General features: G+C 33.3%; 15 protein-coding genes and 5 tRNA genes. 3 read left to right on the forward strand and 17 right to left on the reverse strand.

All coding sequences use genetic code 11. The features are described 5' to 3' along the window. The first annotated feature begins 29 nt into the window (after window positions 1-29). The 3 genes from AC2GW8_RS06280 to AC2GW8_RS06290 all read left to right on the forward strand — a co-directional run bounded on the left by AC2GW8_RS06280 (window position 30) and on the right by AC2GW8_RS06290 (window position 3,748). Window positions 30-1,424: a DUF819 family protein gene (locus AC2GW8_RS06280; protein ID WP_440881919.1), complete on the forward strand. Its 1,395-nt coding sequence runs from the start codon at window positions 30-32 to the stop codon at window positions 1,422-1,424. Between the two features lie 156 nt (window positions 1,425-1,580). After that, entirely contained in the window at window positions 1,581-2,282 is a 702-nt protein-coding gene (locus AC2GW8_RS06285; RefSeq protein ID WP_440881920.1) for a DUF4369 domain-containing protein, read from the forward strand. Window positions 2,283-2,695: 413 nt separating this feature from the next. Then, window positions 2,696-3,748, forward strand: coding sequence for a PLP-dependent cysteine synthase family protein (locus AC2GW8_RS06290; RefSeq protein WP_440881921.1), 1,053 nt, complete (start codon window positions 2,696-2,698; stop codon window positions 3,746-3,748). A gap of 146 nt (window positions 3,749-3,894) precedes the next feature. On the opposite strand, the gene AC2GW8_RS06295 is transcribed toward AC2GW8_RS06290, so the two are convergent. The 17 genes from AC2GW8_RS06295 to hpf all read right to left on the reverse strand — a co-directional run bounded on the left by AC2GW8_RS06295 (window position 3,895) and on the right by hpf (window position 19,341). After that, a complete protein-coding gene (locus tag AC2GW8_RS06295) occupies window positions 3,895-4,587 on the reverse strand; it encodes a Crp/Fnr family transcriptional regulator (RefSeq protein WP_440881922.1) in 693 nt (230 codons plus the stop codon). A 795-nt stretch (window positions 4,588-5,382) separates the two neighbouring features. After that, a complete protein-coding gene (locus tag AC2GW8_RS06300; protein WP_440881923.1) occupies window positions 5,383-5,706 on the reverse strand; it encodes a DUF3467 domain-containing protein in 324 nt (107 codons plus the stop codon). 85 nt (window positions 5,707-5,791) lie between these two features. Then, window positions 5,792-10,066, reverse strand: a complete 4,275-nt coding sequence (rpoC, locus tag AC2GW8_RS06305; RefSeq protein WP_440881924.1) for a DNA-directed RNA polymerase subunit beta' — start codon at window positions 10,064-10,066, stop codon at window positions 5,792-5,794. A 95-nt stretch (window positions 10,067-10,161) separates the two neighbouring features. Beyond that, on the reverse strand, window positions 10,162-13,971 hold the full coding sequence (gene rpoB / locus AC2GW8_RS06310; RefSeq protein WP_440881925.1) for a DNA-directed RNA polymerase subunit beta: 3,810 nt from the start codon (window positions 13,969-13,971) through the stop codon (window positions 10,162-10,164). Window positions 13,972-14,211: 240 nt separating this feature from the next. After that, complete coding sequence (rplL, locus tag AC2GW8_RS06315; protein WP_408032775.1) at window positions 14,212-14,586, reverse strand: 50S ribosomal protein L7/L12; 375 nt, start codon at window positions 14,584-14,586, stop codon at window positions 14,212-14,214. A 49-nt stretch (window positions 14,587-14,635) separates the two neighbouring features. Beyond that, a complete protein-coding gene (rplJ, locus tag AC2GW8_RS06320; RefSeq protein ID WP_440881926.1) occupies window positions 14,636-15,151 on the reverse strand; it encodes a 50S ribosomal protein L10 in 516 nt (171 codons plus the stop codon). Between the two features lie 21 nt (window positions 15,152-15,172). Further along, window positions 15,173-15,865, reverse strand: a complete 693-nt coding sequence (rplA, locus tag AC2GW8_RS06325; RefSeq protein ID WP_440881927.1) for a 50S ribosomal protein L1 — start codon at window positions 15,863-15,865, stop codon at window positions 15,173-15,175. 18 nt (window positions 15,866-15,883) lie between these two features. Further along, entirely contained in the window at window positions 15,884-16,321 is a 438-nt protein-coding gene (gene rplK, locus AC2GW8_RS06330) for a 50S ribosomal protein L11 (protein WP_440881928.1), read from the reverse strand. A gap of 65 nt (window positions 16,322-16,386) precedes the next feature. Next, on the reverse strand, window positions 16,387-16,935 hold the full coding sequence (gene nusG, locus AC2GW8_RS06335; RefSeq protein WP_440881929.1) for a transcription termination/antitermination protein NusG: 549 nt from the start codon (window positions 16,933-16,935) through the stop codon (window positions 16,387-16,389). Between the two features lie 2 nt (window positions 16,936-16,937). Further along, on the reverse strand, window positions 16,938-17,129 hold the full coding sequence (gene secE, locus AC2GW8_RS06340; protein WP_440881930.1) for a preprotein translocase subunit SecE: 192 nt from the start codon (window positions 17,127-17,129) through the stop codon (window positions 16,938-16,940). Between the two features lie 55 nt (window positions 17,130-17,184). Next, window positions 17,185-17,257: transfer RNA gene (locus tag AC2GW8_RS06345), tRNA-Trp, on the reverse strand. Between the two features lie 66 nt (window positions 17,258-17,323). Next, a complete protein-coding gene (gene tuf, locus AC2GW8_RS06350; RefSeq protein ID WP_440881931.1) occupies window positions 17,324-18,511 on the reverse strand; it encodes an elongation factor Tu in 1,188 nt (395 codons plus the stop codon). A gap of 73 nt (window positions 18,512-18,584) precedes the next feature. Further along, a tRNA-Thr gene (locus AC2GW8_RS06355) sits at window positions 18,585-18,657 on the reverse strand. Between the two features lie 13 nt (window positions 18,658-18,670). Continuing rightward, a tRNA-Gly gene (locus AC2GW8_RS06360) sits at window positions 18,671-18,743 on the reverse strand. Window positions 18,744-18,755: 12 nt separating this feature from the next. Further along, window positions 18,756-18,838: transfer RNA gene (locus AC2GW8_RS06365), tRNA-Tyr, on the reverse strand. Between the two features lie 30 nt (window positions 18,839-18,868). Further along, a tRNA-Thr gene (locus tag AC2GW8_RS06370) sits at window positions 18,869-18,942 on the reverse strand. Between the two features lie 90 nt (window positions 18,943-19,032). Continuing rightward, window positions 19,033-19,341, reverse strand: coding sequence for a ribosome hibernation-promoting factor, HPF/YfiA family (hpf, locus tag AC2GW8_RS06375; RefSeq protein WP_440881932.1), 309 nt, complete (start codon window positions 19,339-19,341; stop codon window positions 19,033-19,035). Window positions 19,342-19,347 lie beyond the last annotated feature (6 nt).

Raw genomic sequence — 19,347 nt, forward strand, 5'->3', positions numbered from 1 at the left:
TTATATAAATTAGCCTAAATTTTTTATTGATGAGTATTTCTGAAATTAATAATGATATTCCCTTCTTTGCAAACGACACCATGATATTTGGCATATTATGCATTATTTTAGCCACAATTTTCTATACATCAAACCTTAATGGTTTTACTAAATTTTATAGAATTGTTCCAGCATTACTTTTATGTTATTTTATTCCATCTATTTTTAGTTCTTTAAATATTATAGCAGACAAATGGATTGATGTAAGTGAGACTATTGCTCATTTAAAGAAAACATACAACAATATGAATGGAATTTATGATTTAAAAGGATTAAAGAATTTTATTTTATCAAATAATATACCTTTTGAACAGTATAGTTCATTTATTGGTAGTAGTAAAATTTATTATATATCGTCACGATTTTTACTTCCCGCTTCTTTAGTATTACTTACACTTAGCATAGACTTAAGAGGTGTTTTTAAACTAGGACCGAAAGCTTTAATTATGTTTTTAACTGCCACGATTGGTGTAATTATAGGTGGTCCCATAGCAATATTATTATTAAGTAGTATTGCTCCTGATATTTTAACTAATGTTGAAGGGACTGAATTATGGAAAGGTCTTTCAACAGTGGCTGGTAGCTGGATCGGCGGCGGCGCTAATCAACTAGCCATGAAAGAGCAATGGGAAGTCGGAGACAGTTTATTTAGTATTATGGCTGTAGTTGATGTATTAGTAGCTGAAGTATGGATGGCTTTCTTGCTTCTGGGAGTTGCTAATTCAGATGCTATTGATAAATGGTTTAAAGCTGATAATTCTTCTATCACTAATCTTAAAAATAAAATGGAAAAGTTCACTACTGAATCTTCAAAAATACCAACGTTCAATGATCTGATCATTTTACTAGGAATTGCATTTGGGGTAACCTCTGTAGGACATTTTATAGGAGATAATTTTGGTGGGTGGATTAAAAATAATCTATCTTTTTTAGTAGACTTCGGTCTAGGGAGCTCTTTTTTCTGGCTAATTATTATGTCCACTACCATAGGCGTTCTTCTTTCTTTTACTAAAATAAGAAAATACGAAGGTGCTGGTGCTAGTAAAATAGGTTCTGTTTTTATTTATATTTTAGTAGCCTCTATAGGTATGAAAATGAATTTGAATGCCATTGTCGAAAATATTAGTTTATTTGCTATAGGCTTTGTCTGGATGATTATTCATGTTGTTTTACTATTTGTGGTTGCTAAGATTATTAAAGCTCCATACTTCTTTTTAGCAGTTGGTTCAAAAGCAAATATCGGTGGAGCAGCGTCAGCTCCAGTTGTTGCTGGTGCTTTTCACCCTTCACTAGCGCCGGTTGGTGTCCTTCTTGCAGTACTAGGATATGCTCTGGGGACCTACGGAGCTTTTGCCTGTGCTTTGATGATGAAATGGGTAAGTTAATTCTTCTAAACATTACTCATTTTTATCTAAATAAATAAAACAACTTACTTCGATGCTACAATTGATTTATCATAAAATCCGTAAATTTTATGCATATTTGTAGCCAAACTATTTAATAAAAAGTCAACTCAAAATACAAAAAACTACCAACAAAACATGAAAAAATTAATTTTAACGTTTGTAACATCATTATTAATTATTAGTTGCTCTTCTAAAGAAAAAGGAAATATGATTGTTAAGGGACAAATTAAAGGATTAAAAAAAGGAACGCTATACTTACAAAAAATGAAAGACACCCTACTTGTAACTGTAGATTCTATCTCTCTTTTAGGTAAGGATACCTTTACTTTAACTGATAATATCGATAATCCTGAAATGTACTACTTGACATTTGATGGAAATACAAACGATAAGCGACTTTTGTTTTTCGGTGAAAAAGGAGAAATTTCGATAATAGACAAGGTAAATGAATTTGGTTTTAGACCTATTATAAAAGGATCTAAAAATCAAATCATAATGGACAAGTTTAGAAAAATTGATCAAAAATTTAATGATAAAAAATTACAATTAATTAAAAAAGAATTTGAAGCTAAGAAAAATAATGATGAACTATTACTTAATGAAGTAGATAAAGAAAGAAAAAAAATAATCCGAAGAAGATTTTTATTTGCTACAAATTTTGCAATTGCAAATTCTAACAGTGAAGCCGCTCCTTATATTGCACTTACTGAATTATATGATGCAAATATTAAGTTACTAGATACTATAAACAATAGTTTATCAAATAGAGTAAAATCTTCTGACTATGGAAAAAAATTACAGAATTTTATTGATAAAGTAAAGAGTAATGAAAAATAAATGGATTTTCCAAATAACATAAACTTTCGTTATTCCCAATAATTAATATAAAAACAGCCCATCAGGTTGTTTTTTAGTTACTCATTTAATTATATGCTTTTAATTCTTTCAATACAAAAGATAAACATGAGTAAGAAAAAGAAATAATAAAAAAGTTATAGCCTTATAATTTTCATGGTTTTAAATACAGGTTAATTACTTCATGAAACTTCTTTTTTATATAAGCATAAAAAAGCCTATACAATTTAAATTATTGTAATAAAGTTCCCCTCATTTTTAGATATGTATTGAATTAAAAAAAGGTTTTATTACATTTACAAAATCAAGGAGTTGGATATCTGGTACATAGATCTATTCTTCTGTAAGAGTTGTAATTACTAGTTAAAATATTAAATCTATTAAATTAAATAGAAATGGAACATAAAAAATGGGTATGTGAAGCAATAAATAAAATAAAAGCGGACTATAATAGATCAGCAGACACGCATCTGATTAAATTAGATTTACCTTACTTTAAAGACGTACATATCTATTTAAAAGATGAATCAACACATCCTAGTGGAAGCTTAAAGCACCGCTTAGCAAGATCATTATTTTTATATGGATTATGTAATGGTAAAATTAACTCTAATACAACGATCGTTGAAGCATCATCGGGAAGTACGGCAATATCAGAAGCCTACTTTGCAAAATTACTAGGACTACCATTTATTGCAGTGTTACCAGAATCTACTTCTGAAGAAAAAATAAAACTTATAGAGTTTAATGGTGGAAAATGCATCAAAGTACCTTCAACTAATATATATACTGAAGCTGAATCTTTGACTCGTAAAATTAACGGGCATTATATGGACCAATTTACCTATGCAGAACGAGCTACTGATTGGAGAGGTAATAACAACATAGCGGAAAGTATATTCGAACAAATGAGTAAAGAAGAATATAAAATTCCATCTTGGATTGTTGTTGGGGCTGGTACTGGTGGAACTTCAGCAACAATTGGTCGTTATATAAAATATAATCCTACATACAATTTAAATACAAAATTAGCAGTAACTGACCCTGAAAACTCGGTTTTCTTTGAATACTACCAAACTCGAAATAAACATTTAACCTCTAAAATAGGATCAAGAATTGAGGGTATTGGTAGACCAAGAGTTGAGCCCTCTTTTCAACCCGATGTTATTGATAAAATGATCAAAGTAAAAGATGCTGAATCAATTGCTACATTAAGGTGGTTATCGTTAATTTTAGGTCGTAAATGTGGCGGTTCTACAGGTACAAATGTATATGCTACACTTAATTTAGCGGAAGAATTAGTCGCAAATAAACAAAAAGGAAGCATTGTTACCATGATATGTGACAATGGTGATCGCTACCTTAATACTTATTATAATGATAATTGGTTAAAAGATCAAAATATAGTTATAGAACCATATGTTAAAAAATTGAAAAAATATACCTAAGTATATTTTTATAAATCAAAAAACACTTTTTAAAAAGTTTTGAACTTATCTTATGGATTAAAACTACTTAGAAGTTTAATTACACTTTTGCATAGTTACCAAAACGATAATAACCTTAGTAGATTCGTGCGTTTACTCAAAATAGGCTAAAGTCCTCTTGCTAATTTATGGAGTCCTTTTCTATTAATGACAAATATTTTTCTACCTCTTAGCTCAATTAACCTTTTCTTTTTAAAATCAGATAATAATCGAATCGCTGATTCGGTAGCTGTTCCCACAATACTAGCTATATCCTCACGTGAGAGGTTTATTTCTATATCTTCTCCCTCTTCATCTTTTGTAAATTGGTCTTCTAAGAATAATAATATAGACGCAAGACGTTGCTTTACAGTTTTCTGAGCCATATCAACAATGATATCATCTGATTTTTTTAATGATAATGCCATTTTCTTTAAAACTGACATTGAAAAATTAGTGTTTTTTTCTAGATCTCTTATAATTTCCTCTTTAGGTATAAAACAAACTTCCATGTTACTGACAGCAATAGCTTTAAGATTGGAGACCTCGTTACTTATTAAACTTCTTTCACCAATCAGATCACCTTGTTTGGCAAAATTTAATATCTGATCTCTTCCATTATCGCCCATTTTTGAAACCTTACATACTCCTTTTTGAATGCAGTATATTCCATTTATATGGACTCCTTGATCAAATAGTATTCCTCCTTTCTTTAAAAACTTTGTTTTTTTACAATTTGATATTCTGAATAGCTCTTCTTTTGACAATGATTTTAAAGAATTTAGTTTACTAGCGATACATTGTTCGCATTTACGACTCATACTTTAATTTTTGGAGATGCATAAAAATATAAAAGTTGATAAATATCATATTTTGTTATGGTATTTTTTTATAGCTTTAGTTGAGCGTTACTGATAAAACAGACAATAAAGACTAAAATAATTATTAACTAAAGTAGTATTAACACTATCACAGTAATACTTATGTGAAAGGTTTAGCTTTAAAAGCTAAATTTCAATTTAGAATATTTATTTTATATTCATATGGGTTTTTATGCAATAAAAAGTGTGGATAATCTTGAATATTTAATTTGGAAAAAACTATAATTTCTATGCCTAAGATTAATTTATATAATAAATAAATCCCGTTTTAACACGGTATAAAAAGGATAAGTATTGGTATTTAGAATCTATATAAGTCAAATAGATTTTTTTTATAGCAAAAAGAATTTTTGTTTTTAATTAAATATTTGATACTTAATTCCAATAGACATCTTAAAAAGATAAAAAAATTTTAAGATTTTTTTATCTTTTTCACTACTCTAATTTAGTAGGGAAAGATTCATAATATTTGTTTTATAAACACTACAATGATATTTCCCCTTTGTATTATCGGCTCCTTCGGGAGCTTTTTTTATTCAGGGAACTTTATAGATTGATATTTTTAATTGAACTATGAAACTATACTTATTAACTAATATATTTAATTTCATACTACTTTTATCGCTAATTTAGAGGGCTTTTAAAACTTTTTAATTTAAAAGTTCGTTTTAATAGGTAGTATAGAGAAGAAATATTTAAAATATTTCTTCTCTTCTTTATTTCGTTAATAATAAATTAAGCTTCTCCTGTAGTCCCACCAAAATTCATTGGGATGGGTGGTTGTTCATAATCTTTTATTTCCCCGTGTACTTGCTCAAATTTTCTGACATTATCAGCAAGAGCTTTCGCCAACCTTTTTGCATGCTGGGGTGTCAAAATTATTCTAGACTTTACTTTTGCTTTAGGAACTCCTGGCATTATATTAACAAAATCTACTATAAACTCAGCAGTTGAATGATTAATAATAGCTAAATTACTGTATGTACCTTCAGCTACATCTTGATCTAACTCTATATTTAATTGAGGCTCCTTATTATTATTATTATTACTATCTTCCATAAGTTATTTATTATTACAAAATAAAGACCTCTACTACAAAGTAGAGGTCTTTTTATTATTTCCTTGTTTATTAAAAAAACAAAAATTATAAACTTCTCTCTATTTCATCTTTAGGTCCAACTACTAGAGAGTCATAGGTTCTCATACCTGTTCCTGCAGGAATTCTTTTTCCTACAATTACATTTTCCTTTAATCCCTCTAAACTATCTACTTTACCACTTACAGCAGCCTCATTTAATACTTTAGTTGTTTCCTGGAACGATGCAGCAGATATAAAAGATCTGGTTTGTAAAGATGCTCTTGTAATACCTTGCAATACCTGTTCTGCTGTAGCTGGCTCAGCATCTCTAGCAACAACTAGATCCTTGTCTGCGCGTCTTAAAGCTGAATTCTCATCCCTAAGTTGACGAGCTGTTATCATCTGTCCTGATCTTAGTTTTTGAGAATCTCCTGCATCCTCAACCACTTTTTTACCGTAAATATCATCATTTTGTTGGACAAAATCATTCTTATGAATTAACTGATTCTCTAAAAATAAAGTATCTCCTGAATCTATAATTCTGACTTTACGCATCATTTGTCTAACAACAACTTCGAAGTGTTTATCATTAATTTTTACTCCTTGTAAACGATATACATCTTGTATCTCATTTACCAAATACTCTTGAACTGCAGAAGGCCCTTTGATATTTAAAATATCTACAGGAGTAATAGCTCCATCGGATAAAGGCATACCTGCTTTTATAAAATCATTCTCTTGAACTAATATTTGATTTGATAATTTTATTAGATATTTTCTTATATCACCTGTTTTAGATTCAATTGAAATCTCACGATTACCTCTTTTAATCTTACCAAAAGAAACTACTCCGTCTATCTCAGCTACAACAGCTGGGTTAGAAGGGTTTCGTGCTTCAAATAGCTCGGTTACACGAGGAAGACCTCCAGTAATATCACCTGCTTTACCTGCCTTTCTTGGTATCTTTACTAAAGTTTTACCTTCTTCAACCTTATCCCCATTATTAACCATTAAATGTGCACCAACAGGTAAACTGTATGATCTTAACGCATTACCATCAGCATCTTCTATAATCAATGAAGGGATAATCTTTTTATTTTTAGAATCTGTAATTACTTTTTCTTGCTTACCTGTTTGTTCATCAATTTCGACTGTATAGTTAATTCCTTGTTCTAAGTTATCAAACTTTACTCTACCACCAAATTCTGAAACGATAACACCATTAAATGGATCCCACTCACAAATTTCATCACCCTTTTTTATTTCTGTACGATCTTTATCAAAAATAATAGAACCATATGGAATGTTAATAGTACTCAACGTTACTCCCGTCTTTTTGTCAATGATTTTAATTTCTGTTGTACGGGATATTACGATATCTACTGTATTTCCAGCATTATCTTTGCTTGTAACAGTTCTTAAATCATCAATTGTTACATTACCATCAAAATTAGCTATTAGTTTATTGTCAGAGGATGTATTACTAGCAACACCTCCTACGTGGAAAGTACGTAATGTTAACTGAGTACCTGGCTCTCCAATTGATTGCGCTGCAATAACACCTACAGCTTCACCAATTTGAACTTTTTTGCCTGTCGATAAACTTTGCCCGTAACATTTTGCACAAATACCTCTTTGAGATTCACATGTTAAAGGTGAACGAACTTCTACTTTATCTATACCAGCGCCTTCGATAACATCAGCAATCTTAGGAGTTATTAATTCTCCAGAAGCAATGATCAGTTCATCAGAATTAGGGTAATATACATCGTATAATGTAGTACGCCCTGAAACTCTATCGCTAATTGATTCAACAATTTCATCATTCTTCTTAAGTGGCGTAATTTCTAACCCTCTCAATGTGCCACAATTATCCTCATTTACAATAACATCCTGAGATACGTCTACTAAACGACGAGTCAAGTATCCAGCATCTGCGGTTTTTAATGCGGTATCTGCTAAACCTTTACGAGCACCGTGGGTTGAAATAAAATATTCTAAAATTGAAAGCCCTTCCTTAAAATTCGATAAAATCGGATTTTCAATAATTTCTCCACCACCTGCTGTCGATTTCTTTGGTTTCGCCATTAGACCACGCATACCAGTTAACTGACGAATCTGTTCTTTCGATCCACGGGCTCCAGAATCAAGCATCATAAACACCGAATTAAATCCTTGCTGATCTTCACGTAAACGTTTCATAGATAGCTCGGTTAATTGATTATTAGTTCTACCCCAAATATCAATTACCTGATTATAACGCTCTTTTTGGGTTAACATACCCATATTATAGTTCATTATGATCCCATCAACCTCTTCGTTGGCTTTTGCAATCATATTATATTTTTCTTCAGGAATAATAATATCACCTAACGAGAACGATAATCCTCCTTGGAAGGCGAATTTATATCCCATATTCTTGATATTATCTAAGAACTTACCTACCGCTGGAATGTCTGTAACTTTCAAAATTCCACCGATAATGTCACGTAACGATTTTTTAGTAAGTACTGCATTAATATATCCTGCTTGCTTAGGTACAACTTCATTAAATAATACCCTACCTACAGTGGTTTTTATTAACTTAGTTACTAATTCTTTATTTTCATTTAAATCCTTAGTTCTTACAGTAATACCAGCATTTAAGTCTACTCTTTCTTCATTATATGCGATTGTTACCTCTTCTGGAGAATAGAAAGTTAACCCTTCCCCTTTTATCGGCACTTCCTTAGTCGACTTGCGCTCTTTAGTCATATAATAAAGACCTAATACCATATCCTGAGATGGTACCGTTATTGGTGCACCATTTGCTGGATTTAAGATATTGTGAGAAGCTAACATTAATAATTGAGCCTCTAAGATTGCCTCAGGCCCTAATGGTAAGTGAACCGCCATCTGATCACCATCGAAATCGGCGTTAAAAGCCGTACATACTAATGGATGTAAACGAATCGCTTTTCCTTCTATCAACTTTGGCTGGAATGCTTGAATACCTAAACGGTGTAAGGTAGGGGCACGGTTTAATAAAACTGGATGTCCTTTAATTACATTCTCTAAGATATCCCAAACAACAGGATCTTTTCTATCTATAATTTTTTTAGCAGATTTTACTGTTTTAACAATACCTCTTTCTATCAACTTTCTAATTACAAAAGGCTTATATAATTCAGCCGCCATATCTTTTGGCAATCCACATTCATATAATTTTAATTCAGGTCCAACAACAATTACTGAACGAGCAGAATAATCAACACGTTTACCTAATAAATTTTGACGGAAACGACCTTGCTTACCTTTTAAACTATCAGATAAAGATTTTAATGCTCTGTTAGATTCAGTTTTTACTGCTGAAGCTTTACGTGTGTTATCAAATAAGGAATCTACAGATTCTTGTAACATACGTTTTTCGTTACGTAGAATTACCTCTGGAGCTTTTATCTCCATCAAACGCTTTAAACGGTTATTACGAATAATAACACGACGATATAAATCATTCAGATCAGAGGTAGCAAAACGACCTCCATCTAGTGGTACTAACGGACGTAATTCTGGTGGAATAACTGGAACAACCTTCATGATCATCCATTCCGGTTTATTCTCACGATTCTTTTGAGAATCTCTAAACGCCTCTACAACATTTAAACGCTTTAAAGCCTCGTTCTTTCGTTGCTTAGAGGTTTCGTTATTAGCTTTGTGACGTAATTGGAAAGAAAGCTCATCTAAATCGATTCTTTCTAATAAATCGATTAAACACTCCGCTCCCATTTTTGCAATAAACTTGTTAGGATCACTATCTTCTAGATATTGATTATCCTGAGGAAGTTCATCGAATATATCTAAATACTCTTCTTCAGTTAAAAAATCCATTTTTTGTAGTGGTTCTCCTTCTGAATTTTTTGCTATACCAGGTTGTATTACAACATACCTTTCATAGTAAATAATCATATCTAACTTCTTAGAAGGTAACCCTAATAAGTACCCCATTTTGTTAGGTAATGATCTAAAATACCATATATGTGCTACAGGAACCACTAAATTAATATGACCTACTCTATCTCTTCTAACCTTTTTCTCAGTTACTTCAACACCACAACGGTCACAAACAATTCCTTTATATCTGATTCTTTTATACTTACCACACGCACACTCATAATCTTTTACAGGACCAAAAATACGTTCACAAAACAATCCATCTCTTTCTGGTTTGTGGGTACGGTAATTAATTGTTTCGGGCTTTAAAACCTCTCCTTTTGAAGCCTCTAAAATAGACTCGGGAGAAGCTAACCCTATTGAAATTTTGTTAAACTTCTTAACAGTGTATTTTTCGTTTTTTCTTGCCATAATAATGGATTCGAATTAAAAATAAGTGTCTTTACAAGACTGATTTTGAAAAAATGATTTGCCCTAAAGAAAACCTTTAAGGCAATTCACTGTGATTATTCTTCTAATTTAACGTCTAAACCTAAACCTTTAAGTTCATGTAATAATACGTTAAACGATTCAGGTAAACCAGGTTCAGGCATTGCCTCTCCTTTAACTATACTTTCATATGTTTTCGCTCTTCCTAATACATCATCCGATTTAACTGTTAAGATCTCTCTCAGAATACTTGAAGCTCCATATGCTTCAAGTGCCCAAACTTCCATCTCTCCAAAACGTTGACCACCAAACTGAGCTTTACCACCTAATGGTTGCTGCGTGATTAAAGAATATGGACCAATCGAACGTGCATGCATCTTATCTTCAATCATGTGCCCTAGCTTAATCATATAAATTACTCCAACGGTAGCTGGCTGATCAAAACGTTTTCCTGTTCCTCCATCATATAAGTATGTATGTCCAAAGCGAGGAATACTTGCTTCATCAGTATAACCATTTATTTCATCTAAGGACGCCCCATCAAAAATTGGAGTTGCGAACTTTTGATTTAATTTAAGTCCTGCCCATCCAAGAACAGTTTCATAAATCTGACCAATATTCATACGAGACGGTACTCCTAAAGGATTAAGTACGATATCAACAGGTGTCCCGTCTTCTAAGAAAGGCATATCCTCTTGTCTAACTATACGAGCCACAATACCTTTGTTTCCATGACGTCCTGCCATTTTATCTCCAACTTTTAATTTACGTTTCTTAGCAACATAAATTTTAGCTAGCTTTAGGATACCTGCTGGCAATTCATCTCCTACAGAAATAGTAAATTTCTTACGGCGTAAAACACCTTGCAGGTCATTTAACTTGATCTTATAGTTATGAACCAATTCAACAACTAATCTATTTATTTCTTTATCAGTTGTCCAAGTACCACTTAAATGCGTAAAATCTTCAACCGAATTCAACATTTTTTGAGTAAACTTCTTACCCTTTGGTAATACCTCTTCACCTAAGTCATTAAATACTCCTTGTGAAGTTTTTCCATTAATTAATTCGAATAATTTATTTACTAATCTCTCTTTTAAGCTATCAAATTTAGAAACAAAGGAAGCTTCTAAAGTAGCGATTGCTTCTTTATCCCTAGCTCTTTTATTTTTATCTTTTACAGCTCTCTTAAATAATTTTTTATCTATTACAACTCCTCTTAGTGACGGAGAGGCTTTAAGTGATGCATCTTTTACATCACCTGCTTTATCACCAAAAATAGCTCTCAATAACTTTTCTTCTGGTGTTGGATCCGACTCTCCTTTTGGTGTAATCTTACCGATCAATATATCACCAGGATTAACCTCAGCTCCAATTCTAATCATACCATTCTCATCGAGATCTTTTGTTGCCTCTTCTGATACGTTAGGTATGTCATTTGTTAATTCTTCTGCTCCTAATTTTGTGTCTCTAACATCTAATGAATATTCATCTATATGTATAGAGGTAAAAATATCTTCTCTTACAACTCTTTCAGAAATTACAATAGCATCCTCAAAGTTGTATCCTTTCCAAGGCATGAAAGCAACTTTCATGTTTCTTCCTAATGCTAGTTCACCCTGTTGTGTTGCGTACCCTTCACAAAGTACTTGTCCTTCATCAACTCTATCCCCTCTTTTTACAATTGGCTTTAGGTTTATACATGTACCTTGATTTGTTTTTCTAAATTTTATAAGATCATAGGATTTCTCATCTGGATCAAAGCTTACCATTCGTTCCTCATCAGTTCTGTCGTACTTAATTATTACCTTATTAGCATCAACATACTCAACTTCTCCTGCCCCTTCAGCATTGATTAAAATACGAGAATCTTTAGCAACTCTTCTTTCTAATCCAGTCCCTACAATAGGGGATTCTGGACGCAATAATGGAACCGCCTGACGCATCATATTTGATCCCATTAAAGCACGGTTCGCATCATCGTGCTCTAAAAAAGGAATTAGTGAAGCGGAAATAGAAGCGATTTGGTTTGGAGCGACGTCCATATAATTAATAGCCTCTGGTGTTTCTACAGGGAAATCGCCTTCTTCTCTGGCAATAACTCTATCAGTACCAAATGTACCATCTTCATTGATAGGTAAGTTCGATTGGGCAATTTTCATTCCTTCTTCCTCTTCTGCAGAAAGATATCTTGGATCCTCAGGAGAAACAACTCCATTTTCAACCTTTTTATAAGGAGTTTCAATGAACCCAAGATTATTCACCTTTGCAAATACTGCTAAAGATGAAATAAGACCAATATTGGGTCCTTCGGGTGTTTCAATCGGACATAAACGTCCATAATGAGTATAATGCACATCACGAACCTCAAAACCTGCTCTCTCGCGTGATAAACCTCCCGGTCCTAAAGCTGATAAACGTCTTTTGTGTGTTATTTCTGCTAATGGATTTGTCTGATCCATAAACTGAGACAACTGATTGGTTCCAAAAAATGAATTAATTACAGAAGATAATGTTTTTGCATTAATTAAATCAATCGGAGTAAAAACCTCATTATCACGAACATTCATTCGTTCACGAATAGTACGAGCCATACGGGCTAAACCTACTCCAAATTGGCCAGCTAACTGTTCACCAACTGTTCTAACACGACGATTAGATAAGTGATCGATATCATCAACTTCAGCCTTTGAATTTATTAATTCGATTAAATACTTAATAATCGTGATAATATCGTTCTTTGTTAATACCTTTTGATCTAAATCTTCATTCAGATTAAGTTTTGTATTCATTCTAAAACGCCCTACCTCACCTAAACTATAACGTTGTTCCGAAAAGAATAATTTTTCAATAATACCTCTTGCAGTTTCTTCGTCAGGTGGTTCAGCGTTACGTAGTTGTCTATAAATATGCTCTACTGCTTCCTTTTCAGAATTCGTAGGATCTTTTTGTAATGTATTATGTATAATGGCGTAATCAGCCTGCTGATTATCTTCTTTATGAAGTAGTATTGTTTTAGTGCCTGATTCAATAATCTCTTCTATGTGCTCTTTGTCTAATATAGTGTCTCTATCAAAAACAATCTCATTACGCTCTATAGAAACAACTTCACCTGTATCTTCATCAACAAAATCCTCATGCCAAGTTTTTAAAACTCTGGCAGCTAACTTCCTTCCAAGTACTTTTTTTAATCCAGCCCTTGTTACTTTTACTTCTTCAGCTAAATCAAAAATTTCTAATATATCCTTATCTCTTTCGAAACCAATAGCTCTAAATAATGTTGTTACTGGTAGTTTCTTCTTTCTATCAATATACGCATACATTACCTGATTGATATCTGTTGCGAATTCAATCCATGATCCTTTGAAAGGAATAACTCTTGCGGAATAAAGCTTTGTTCCATTAGCGTGGAAAGATTGACCGAAGAATACACCAGGAGAACGATGTAACTGGGACACTACAACACGCTCAGCCCCATTAATTATGAATGTTCCAGAGTTGGTCATATAGGGTATAGTCCCTAAATAAACGTCTTGCACGATTGTCTCAAAATCTTCATGCTCAGGATCTGTACAATAAAGTTTTAAGCGTGCTTTTAAAGGTACACTATAAGTCAACCCTCTTTCAATACATTCTTCAATACTATACCTTGGTGGATCTACAAAATAATCTAAAAATTCTAAAACAAATTGATTACGGGTATCCGTAATCGGGAAGTTATCCAAGAAAGTTTTATACAAACCTTCATTCCCACGCTCTTCCGCTTTTGTTTGCAATTGGAAAAAATCCTGGAAAGACTTCACTTGTATATCCAAAAAATCAGGGTAATCAGTTCCCAGCTGCGATGATGCGAAATTAATTCTTTCAGTGGTGTTTATCGTTGCCAAAAGAGATACTATTTTTTAATTAAAAATATTTTTTTTGAAACTTTTGAGTTTCAACAAGCAAACTTGTTGCTATAATTCACTGTAAATTAAAATTTTACAGAAAAGTTATCACACCTAAAAATAAATGTGATGAAATAAAGAACGAATATATACACAAAATGGTTTAGGTCTAGAAAGTTAAATCCCTAGTACCTAAACCTTTATTGTTTTTCCCGGTTATATAATCACGGGAAGAAGTAATTACTTAAGCTCTACTTCAGCTCCTGCTTCTTCTAAAGACTTTTTAAGACCTTCAGCTTCATCTTTAGAAACTCCTTCTTTAATAGCTTTTGGAGCCTCATCTACGATTGCTTTAGCATCTTTTAATCCTAATCCAGTTAATTCTTTAACTAACTTAACAACTGCTAATTTAGATCCTCCTGGAGCTTTTAAGATAACGTCAAATTCAGTTTTTTCTTCAGCTGCTTCACCTCCTCCAGCTGCTGGACCTGCAACAGCAACAGCTGCTGCTGCTGGCTCAATACCATATTCATCTTTTAAAATATCAGCTAATTCATTAACCTCTTTTACTGTTAAATTAACTAATTGCTCTGCGAAATCTTTTAAATCTGCCATTTTAATTGTTTTTTGAAATTTTTATTATTTAGTTTATTAGTGCGCTTAATTATTTTTCTGATAATGTTTTCAATATACCAGTTAACTTACTTCCACCTGATTGAAGTGCTGAAACAACATTCTTAGCAGGCGATTGTAATAATCCGATAATATCTCCAATAAGTTCTTCTCTAGATTTGATGTTAACAAGTGCATCTAATTGGTCATCTCCAACATAAACTGCCTCCTCAACATAAGCACCTTTCAACAAAGGTTTCTCTGACTTTTTTCTAAACTCTTTAATAACTTTCGCAGGAGCATTTGAAGCCTCTGCTATTAGCATTGAAGTATTACCCTTTAAAGTTTCTGGTAATTCACCAAAATCTTTCTCTGAAGCATCCATTGCTTTTGCTAACAATGTATTCTTCACGACAGCTAATTTTACATTAGCTTTGAAACAAGCTCTACGTAAGTTAGATGTAGATATTGCGTCCAAACCAGATATATCTGCTAAATAGACGGTATTTGTATCTGCTAACTGTGCCGTTAAATCTTGAATTACTTTTGATTTTTCCTCTCTAGTCATGATTAAAAGGTTTTAACAGCCTTAAGATACTGATTTTACATCTACAGCGACACTAGGACTCATAGTTGAAGACATAAAAATACTTTTTATATAAGTACCTTTTGCTGCTGTTGGCTTTAATTTAATAAGTGTTTGAACTAATTCATTTGCATTCTCAGCAATCTTTTGTGCATCAAAAGAAGCCTTTCCAATTGCTGCATGAACGATACCAGTTTTATCAACCTTGAAATCGATTTTACCAGCTTTAACCTCTTGAACTGCTTTTGCAACATCCATAGTTACTGTACCTGTTTTAGGATTGGGCATTAAACCTCTAGGTCCTAAAATACGTCCTAATGGTCCTAATTTACCCATTACACTAGGCATTGTAATAATTACGTCAACATCAGTCCATCCACCTTTTATCTTTTGTAAATATTCATCCAACCCAACATAATCAGCACCAGCTGCTTGAGCCTCTGCTTCTTTGTCAGGAGTCACTAATGCTAAAACTTTAACATCTTTACCTGTACCATGAGGTAACGTTACCACACCTCTTACCATTTGATTAGCTTTTCGTGGATCAACACCTAAACGAATTGCTAAATCAACAGAAGCATCGAATTTTACTTTGGTAATATCTTTTATTAAAGCTGATGCTTCGTTTAAATCATAAACTTTAGAGCTATCAATTTTAGCACGAGCTTCTTTTTGTTTTTTAGTCAATCTTGCCATTTCTAAATCTCTTTTAGTTTATGCAGGAGCATCACCTGTTACTGTTAATCCCATAGATCGAGCTGTACCTGCAATCATTTTCATTGCAGACTCAACTTTAAATGCATTTAAATCAGCCATTTTATCCTCTGCTATTACTTTAATTTGATCCCAAGTAACACTTGCTACTTTCTTTCTATTAGGTTCACCCGAACCTTTCTTAATTTTGGCCGCTTCTAATAATTGTACTGCAGCTGGTGGGGTTTTTACAACAAATTCGAACGATTTGTCTTTATAAACCGTTATCACAACAGGTAATACTTTACCTTGTTTATCTTGAGTACGAGCATTAAACTGCTTACAGAACTCCATGATATTAACACCGGCAGCACCTAAAGCGGGTCCAACTGGTGGCGATGGATTCGCAGCACCTCCCCTAACTTGTAGTTTTACTAATTTACTTACTTCTTTTGCCATTGTTTAAGATTTAAAGACATGTTTTAAATGGAAGCCTAAAACACATCAATATATAGGTGTAACAATTATATTTTTTCAACTTGCATATAGTTAAGTTCTAATGGTGTTTTTCTACCAAAGATTTTCACCATTACTTCTAACTTACGCTTTTCTTCATTTACATTTTCAACGGTCCCATCAAATCCATTAAACGGTCCGTCAATTACTTTGACAGTCTCTCCCACAGAATAAGGAATCGCCACATTTTCATCTTTAACAGATAGTTCATCTACCTTCCCTAACATTCTATTGACTTCTGCCTTTCTCATAGGTACAGGATCTCCTCCCTTAGTCTCCCCTAAAAAACCAATAACACCTGTTACTGCTTTTATAACGTGTGGTACCTCACCAGCTAAATTAGCTTCAACCATTACATAACCAGGAAAATAAACTCGTTCTCTGTTTATTTTCTTTCCATTTCGAACTTGTATAACTTTTTCAGTTGGTACTATAACTTGGTTAACAAAGTCTGAAAGTCCATGACGAGCTATATCAGTCTCTATATAAGTTTTAACCTTATTTTCTTGACCTCCTATAGCCCTAACAACATACCATTTCATCATTGATTCTGCCATCATTAAAACATTTGAAAGAAATTGTCTAATCCTAAATGAAAGACTTTATCAATGCCTGCAACAACTAATGCAAAAACAATTGTAAAAGCAGCTACAATAGCAGTAGACTTCTGAGCCTCTTCTCTTGTAACCCATGTCATATTTGTATTTAATTCTTCGAAAGAATCTTTGATGTATTGTATAAAGTTAGTCATATCTTATTATCCTTTTAACGAGTTACAGTAAAAACCATAACTCGTTTGAGAGTTGCACGGGTTGAGAGACTCGAACTCCCGACACCTGGTTTTGGAGACCAGTGCTCTACCAACTGAGCTAAACCCGTATTTTATAAGGAGCCTTCGTTAAAAGATAGACTCCTTAAATTTATTTATATAGTAAAACTATATTATTAGTCTAATAATTCAGTTACCTGACCAGCACCTACTGTTCTACCTCCTTCACGGATAGCAAACTGTAAACCTACATTTAAAGCAATAGGTTGAATCAAATCAACAGTAATTGTTAAGTTATCACCAGGCATAACCATTTCTACACCATCAGGAAGAGCAATATTCCCTGTTACATCAGTTGTACGTACATAAAACTGTGGACGATAGTTATTATGGAAAGGAGTGTGACGACCACCTTCTTCTTTCTTAAGGATATATACCTCAGCTTTAAACTTAGCGTGTGGAGTTACAGAACCTGGCTTACAGATTACCATTCCTCTCTTGATATCTTTTTTATCAATACCTCTTAACAAGATACCAGCATTATCACCAGCTTCTCCTCTATCTAGTATTTGACGGAACATCTCAATACCTGTTACAGTAGAAGATAATTTTTCTTCACCCATACCAATGATATCAACCGCGTCTCCTGTGTTTATAATTCCAGTTTCGATACGTCCTGTTGCCACAGTACCACGACCAGTGATAGAGAATACATCTTCAATTGGCATTAAGAAATCTTTTTCAGTATCTCTAGGTGGCTCTTCAATCCATGTATCAACTTTCTCCATCAACTCAAGAACAGTATTAACCCATTTCTCCTCACCGTTTAAAGCTCCTAATGCAGAACCTGAAACTACTGGACCATTATCTCCATCATACTCGTAAAAAGACAACAAATCTCTAACTTCCATTTCAACCAATTCTAACAGCTCCTCATCATCAACCATATCAACCTTGTTTAAGAAAACAACGATGCGTGGAATACCAACCTGACGTCCTAATAGTATGTGCTCACGAGTTTGAGGCATAGGACCGTCAGTAGCAGCAACTACTAAAATAGCTCCATCCATTTGAGCCGCACCCGTTACCATGTTCTTTACGTAATCCGCGTGACCTGGACAGTCAACGTGTGCATAATGACGATTTTGAGTTGCATATTCTACGTGAGAAGAGTTTATTGTAATACCTCTCTCTTTCTCTTCAGGAGCATTATCTATTTGATCAAAAGCTCTTGCTTCAGAATATCCTGCGTCAGCTAAAACTTTAGTGATTGCAGCAGTTAAAGTTGTCTTACCGTGATCTACGTGACCGATAGTACCGACGTTTAAATGCGGTTTCGAACGATCATAAGTTCCTTTTGCCATGATTATTAATTTTAATTCTTAGTTAAATATATTTAGTGTTACTTTAAAACCTCTGTTTTTACAACTCTAAAAGAGCCAATGACGGGATTTGAACCCGTGACCTCATCCCTACCAAGGATGCGCTCTACCAACTGAGCTACACCGGCCTAAAAGACTTTGAGCGGGAGACCGGGTTCGAACCGGCGACATTCAGCTTGGAAGGCTGACGCTCTACCAACTGAGCTACTCCCGCTTTAAAAAATTGTGGGGAGAGCAGGATTCGAACCTGCGAAGTCGTAAGACAACGGAGTTACAGTCCGTCCCATTTGGCCGCTCTGGAATCTCCCCATTCACATTTTTATTTTAAAGATCTTTTAGAGCCGATAGAGGGACTCGAACCCACGACCTGCTGATTACAAATCAGCTGCTCTAGCCAGCTGAGCTATATCGGCTTGTTACTGTATAAAAACAGTCCGCTATTTCTAACGGACTGCAAATGTAAAAGTATTTTTCAATTTTTGAAAACTTTTTTTAATTATTTTTTACAAAGCAAGGCTTGCTCTTGATTTTTCTTTAGCTTTCTGAAGTTGTCTTTTTAACGACTCTACTCCAATACTAACACCTTCTTCGAAAGTTTTACATTGTTTTTTCACCATTAATTCATTACCTGGAATATTTATTTTTAATTCCGTAATCTTATTTTCCTTTTCACTTGTTTTTTGAACTTTTAAATATACCTCGACATCAACAATCTTATCATGAAACTTCTCTAACCCTTCTACTTTTTTTTCAATATAATCTAACAACTTCTTATCAGCTGTAAAGTTAACCGATTGCGTGAATACCTTCATAATTTT

Source organism: Tenacibaculum profundi (genome assembly GCF_057162725.1).

Bases quoted from the DNA above. Each gene is read 5' to 3' on its own strand.
- AC2GW8_RS06285 (WP_440881920.1), top strand. From the start codon at position 1,581: ATGAAAAAATTAATTTTAACGTTTGTAACATCATTATTAATTATTAGT.
- AC2GW8_RS06300 (WP_440881923.1), bottom strand. From the start codon at position 5,706: ATGGAAGATAGTAATAATAATAATAATAAGGAGCCTCAATTAAATATA.
- rpoC (WP_440881924.1), bottom strand. From the start codon at position 10,066: ATGGCAAGAAAAAACGAAAAATACACTGTTAAGAAGTTTAACAAAATT.
- rplJ (WP_440881926.1), bottom strand. From the start codon at position 15,151: ATGACTAGAGAGGAAAAATCAAAAGTAATTCAAGATTTAACGGCACAG.
- rplL (WP_408032775.1), bottom strand. From the start codon at position 14,586: ATGGCAGATTTAAAAGATTTCGCAGAGCAATTAGTTAATTTAACAGTA.
- AC2GW8_RS06280 (WP_440881919.1), top strand. From the start codon at position 30: ATGAGTATTTCTGAAATTAATAATGATATTCCCTTCTTTGCAAACGAC.
- AC2GW8_RS06290 (WP_440881921.1), top strand. From the start codon at position 2,696: ATGGAACATAAAAAATGGGTATGTGAAGCAATAAATAAAATAAAAGCG.
- AC2GW8_RS06295 (WP_440881922.1), bottom strand. From the start codon at position 4,587: ATGAGTCGTAAATGCGAACAATGTATCGCTAGTAAACTAAATTCTTTA.
- rplA (WP_440881927.1), bottom strand. From the start codon at position 15,865: ATGGCAAGATTGACTAAAAAACAAAAAGAAGCTCGTGCTAAAATTGAT.
- rplK (WP_440881928.1), bottom strand. From the start codon at position 16,321: ATGGCAAAAGAAGTAAGTAAATTAGTAAAACTACAAGTTAGGGGAGGT.
- tuf (WP_440881931.1), bottom strand. From the start codon at position 18,511: ATGGCAAAAGGAACTTATGATCGTTCGAAACCGCATTTAAACGTCGGT.
- secE (WP_440881930.1), bottom strand. From the start codon at position 17,129: ATGACTAACTTTATACAATACATCAAAGATTCTTTCGAAGAATTAAAT.
- hpf (WP_440881932.1), bottom strand. From the start codon at position 19,341: ATGAAGGTATTCACGCAATCGGTTAACTTTACAGCTGATAAGAAGTTG.
- nusG (WP_440881929.1), bottom strand. From the start codon at position 16,935: ATGGCAGAATCAATGATGAAATGGTATGTTGTTAGGGCTATAGGAGGT.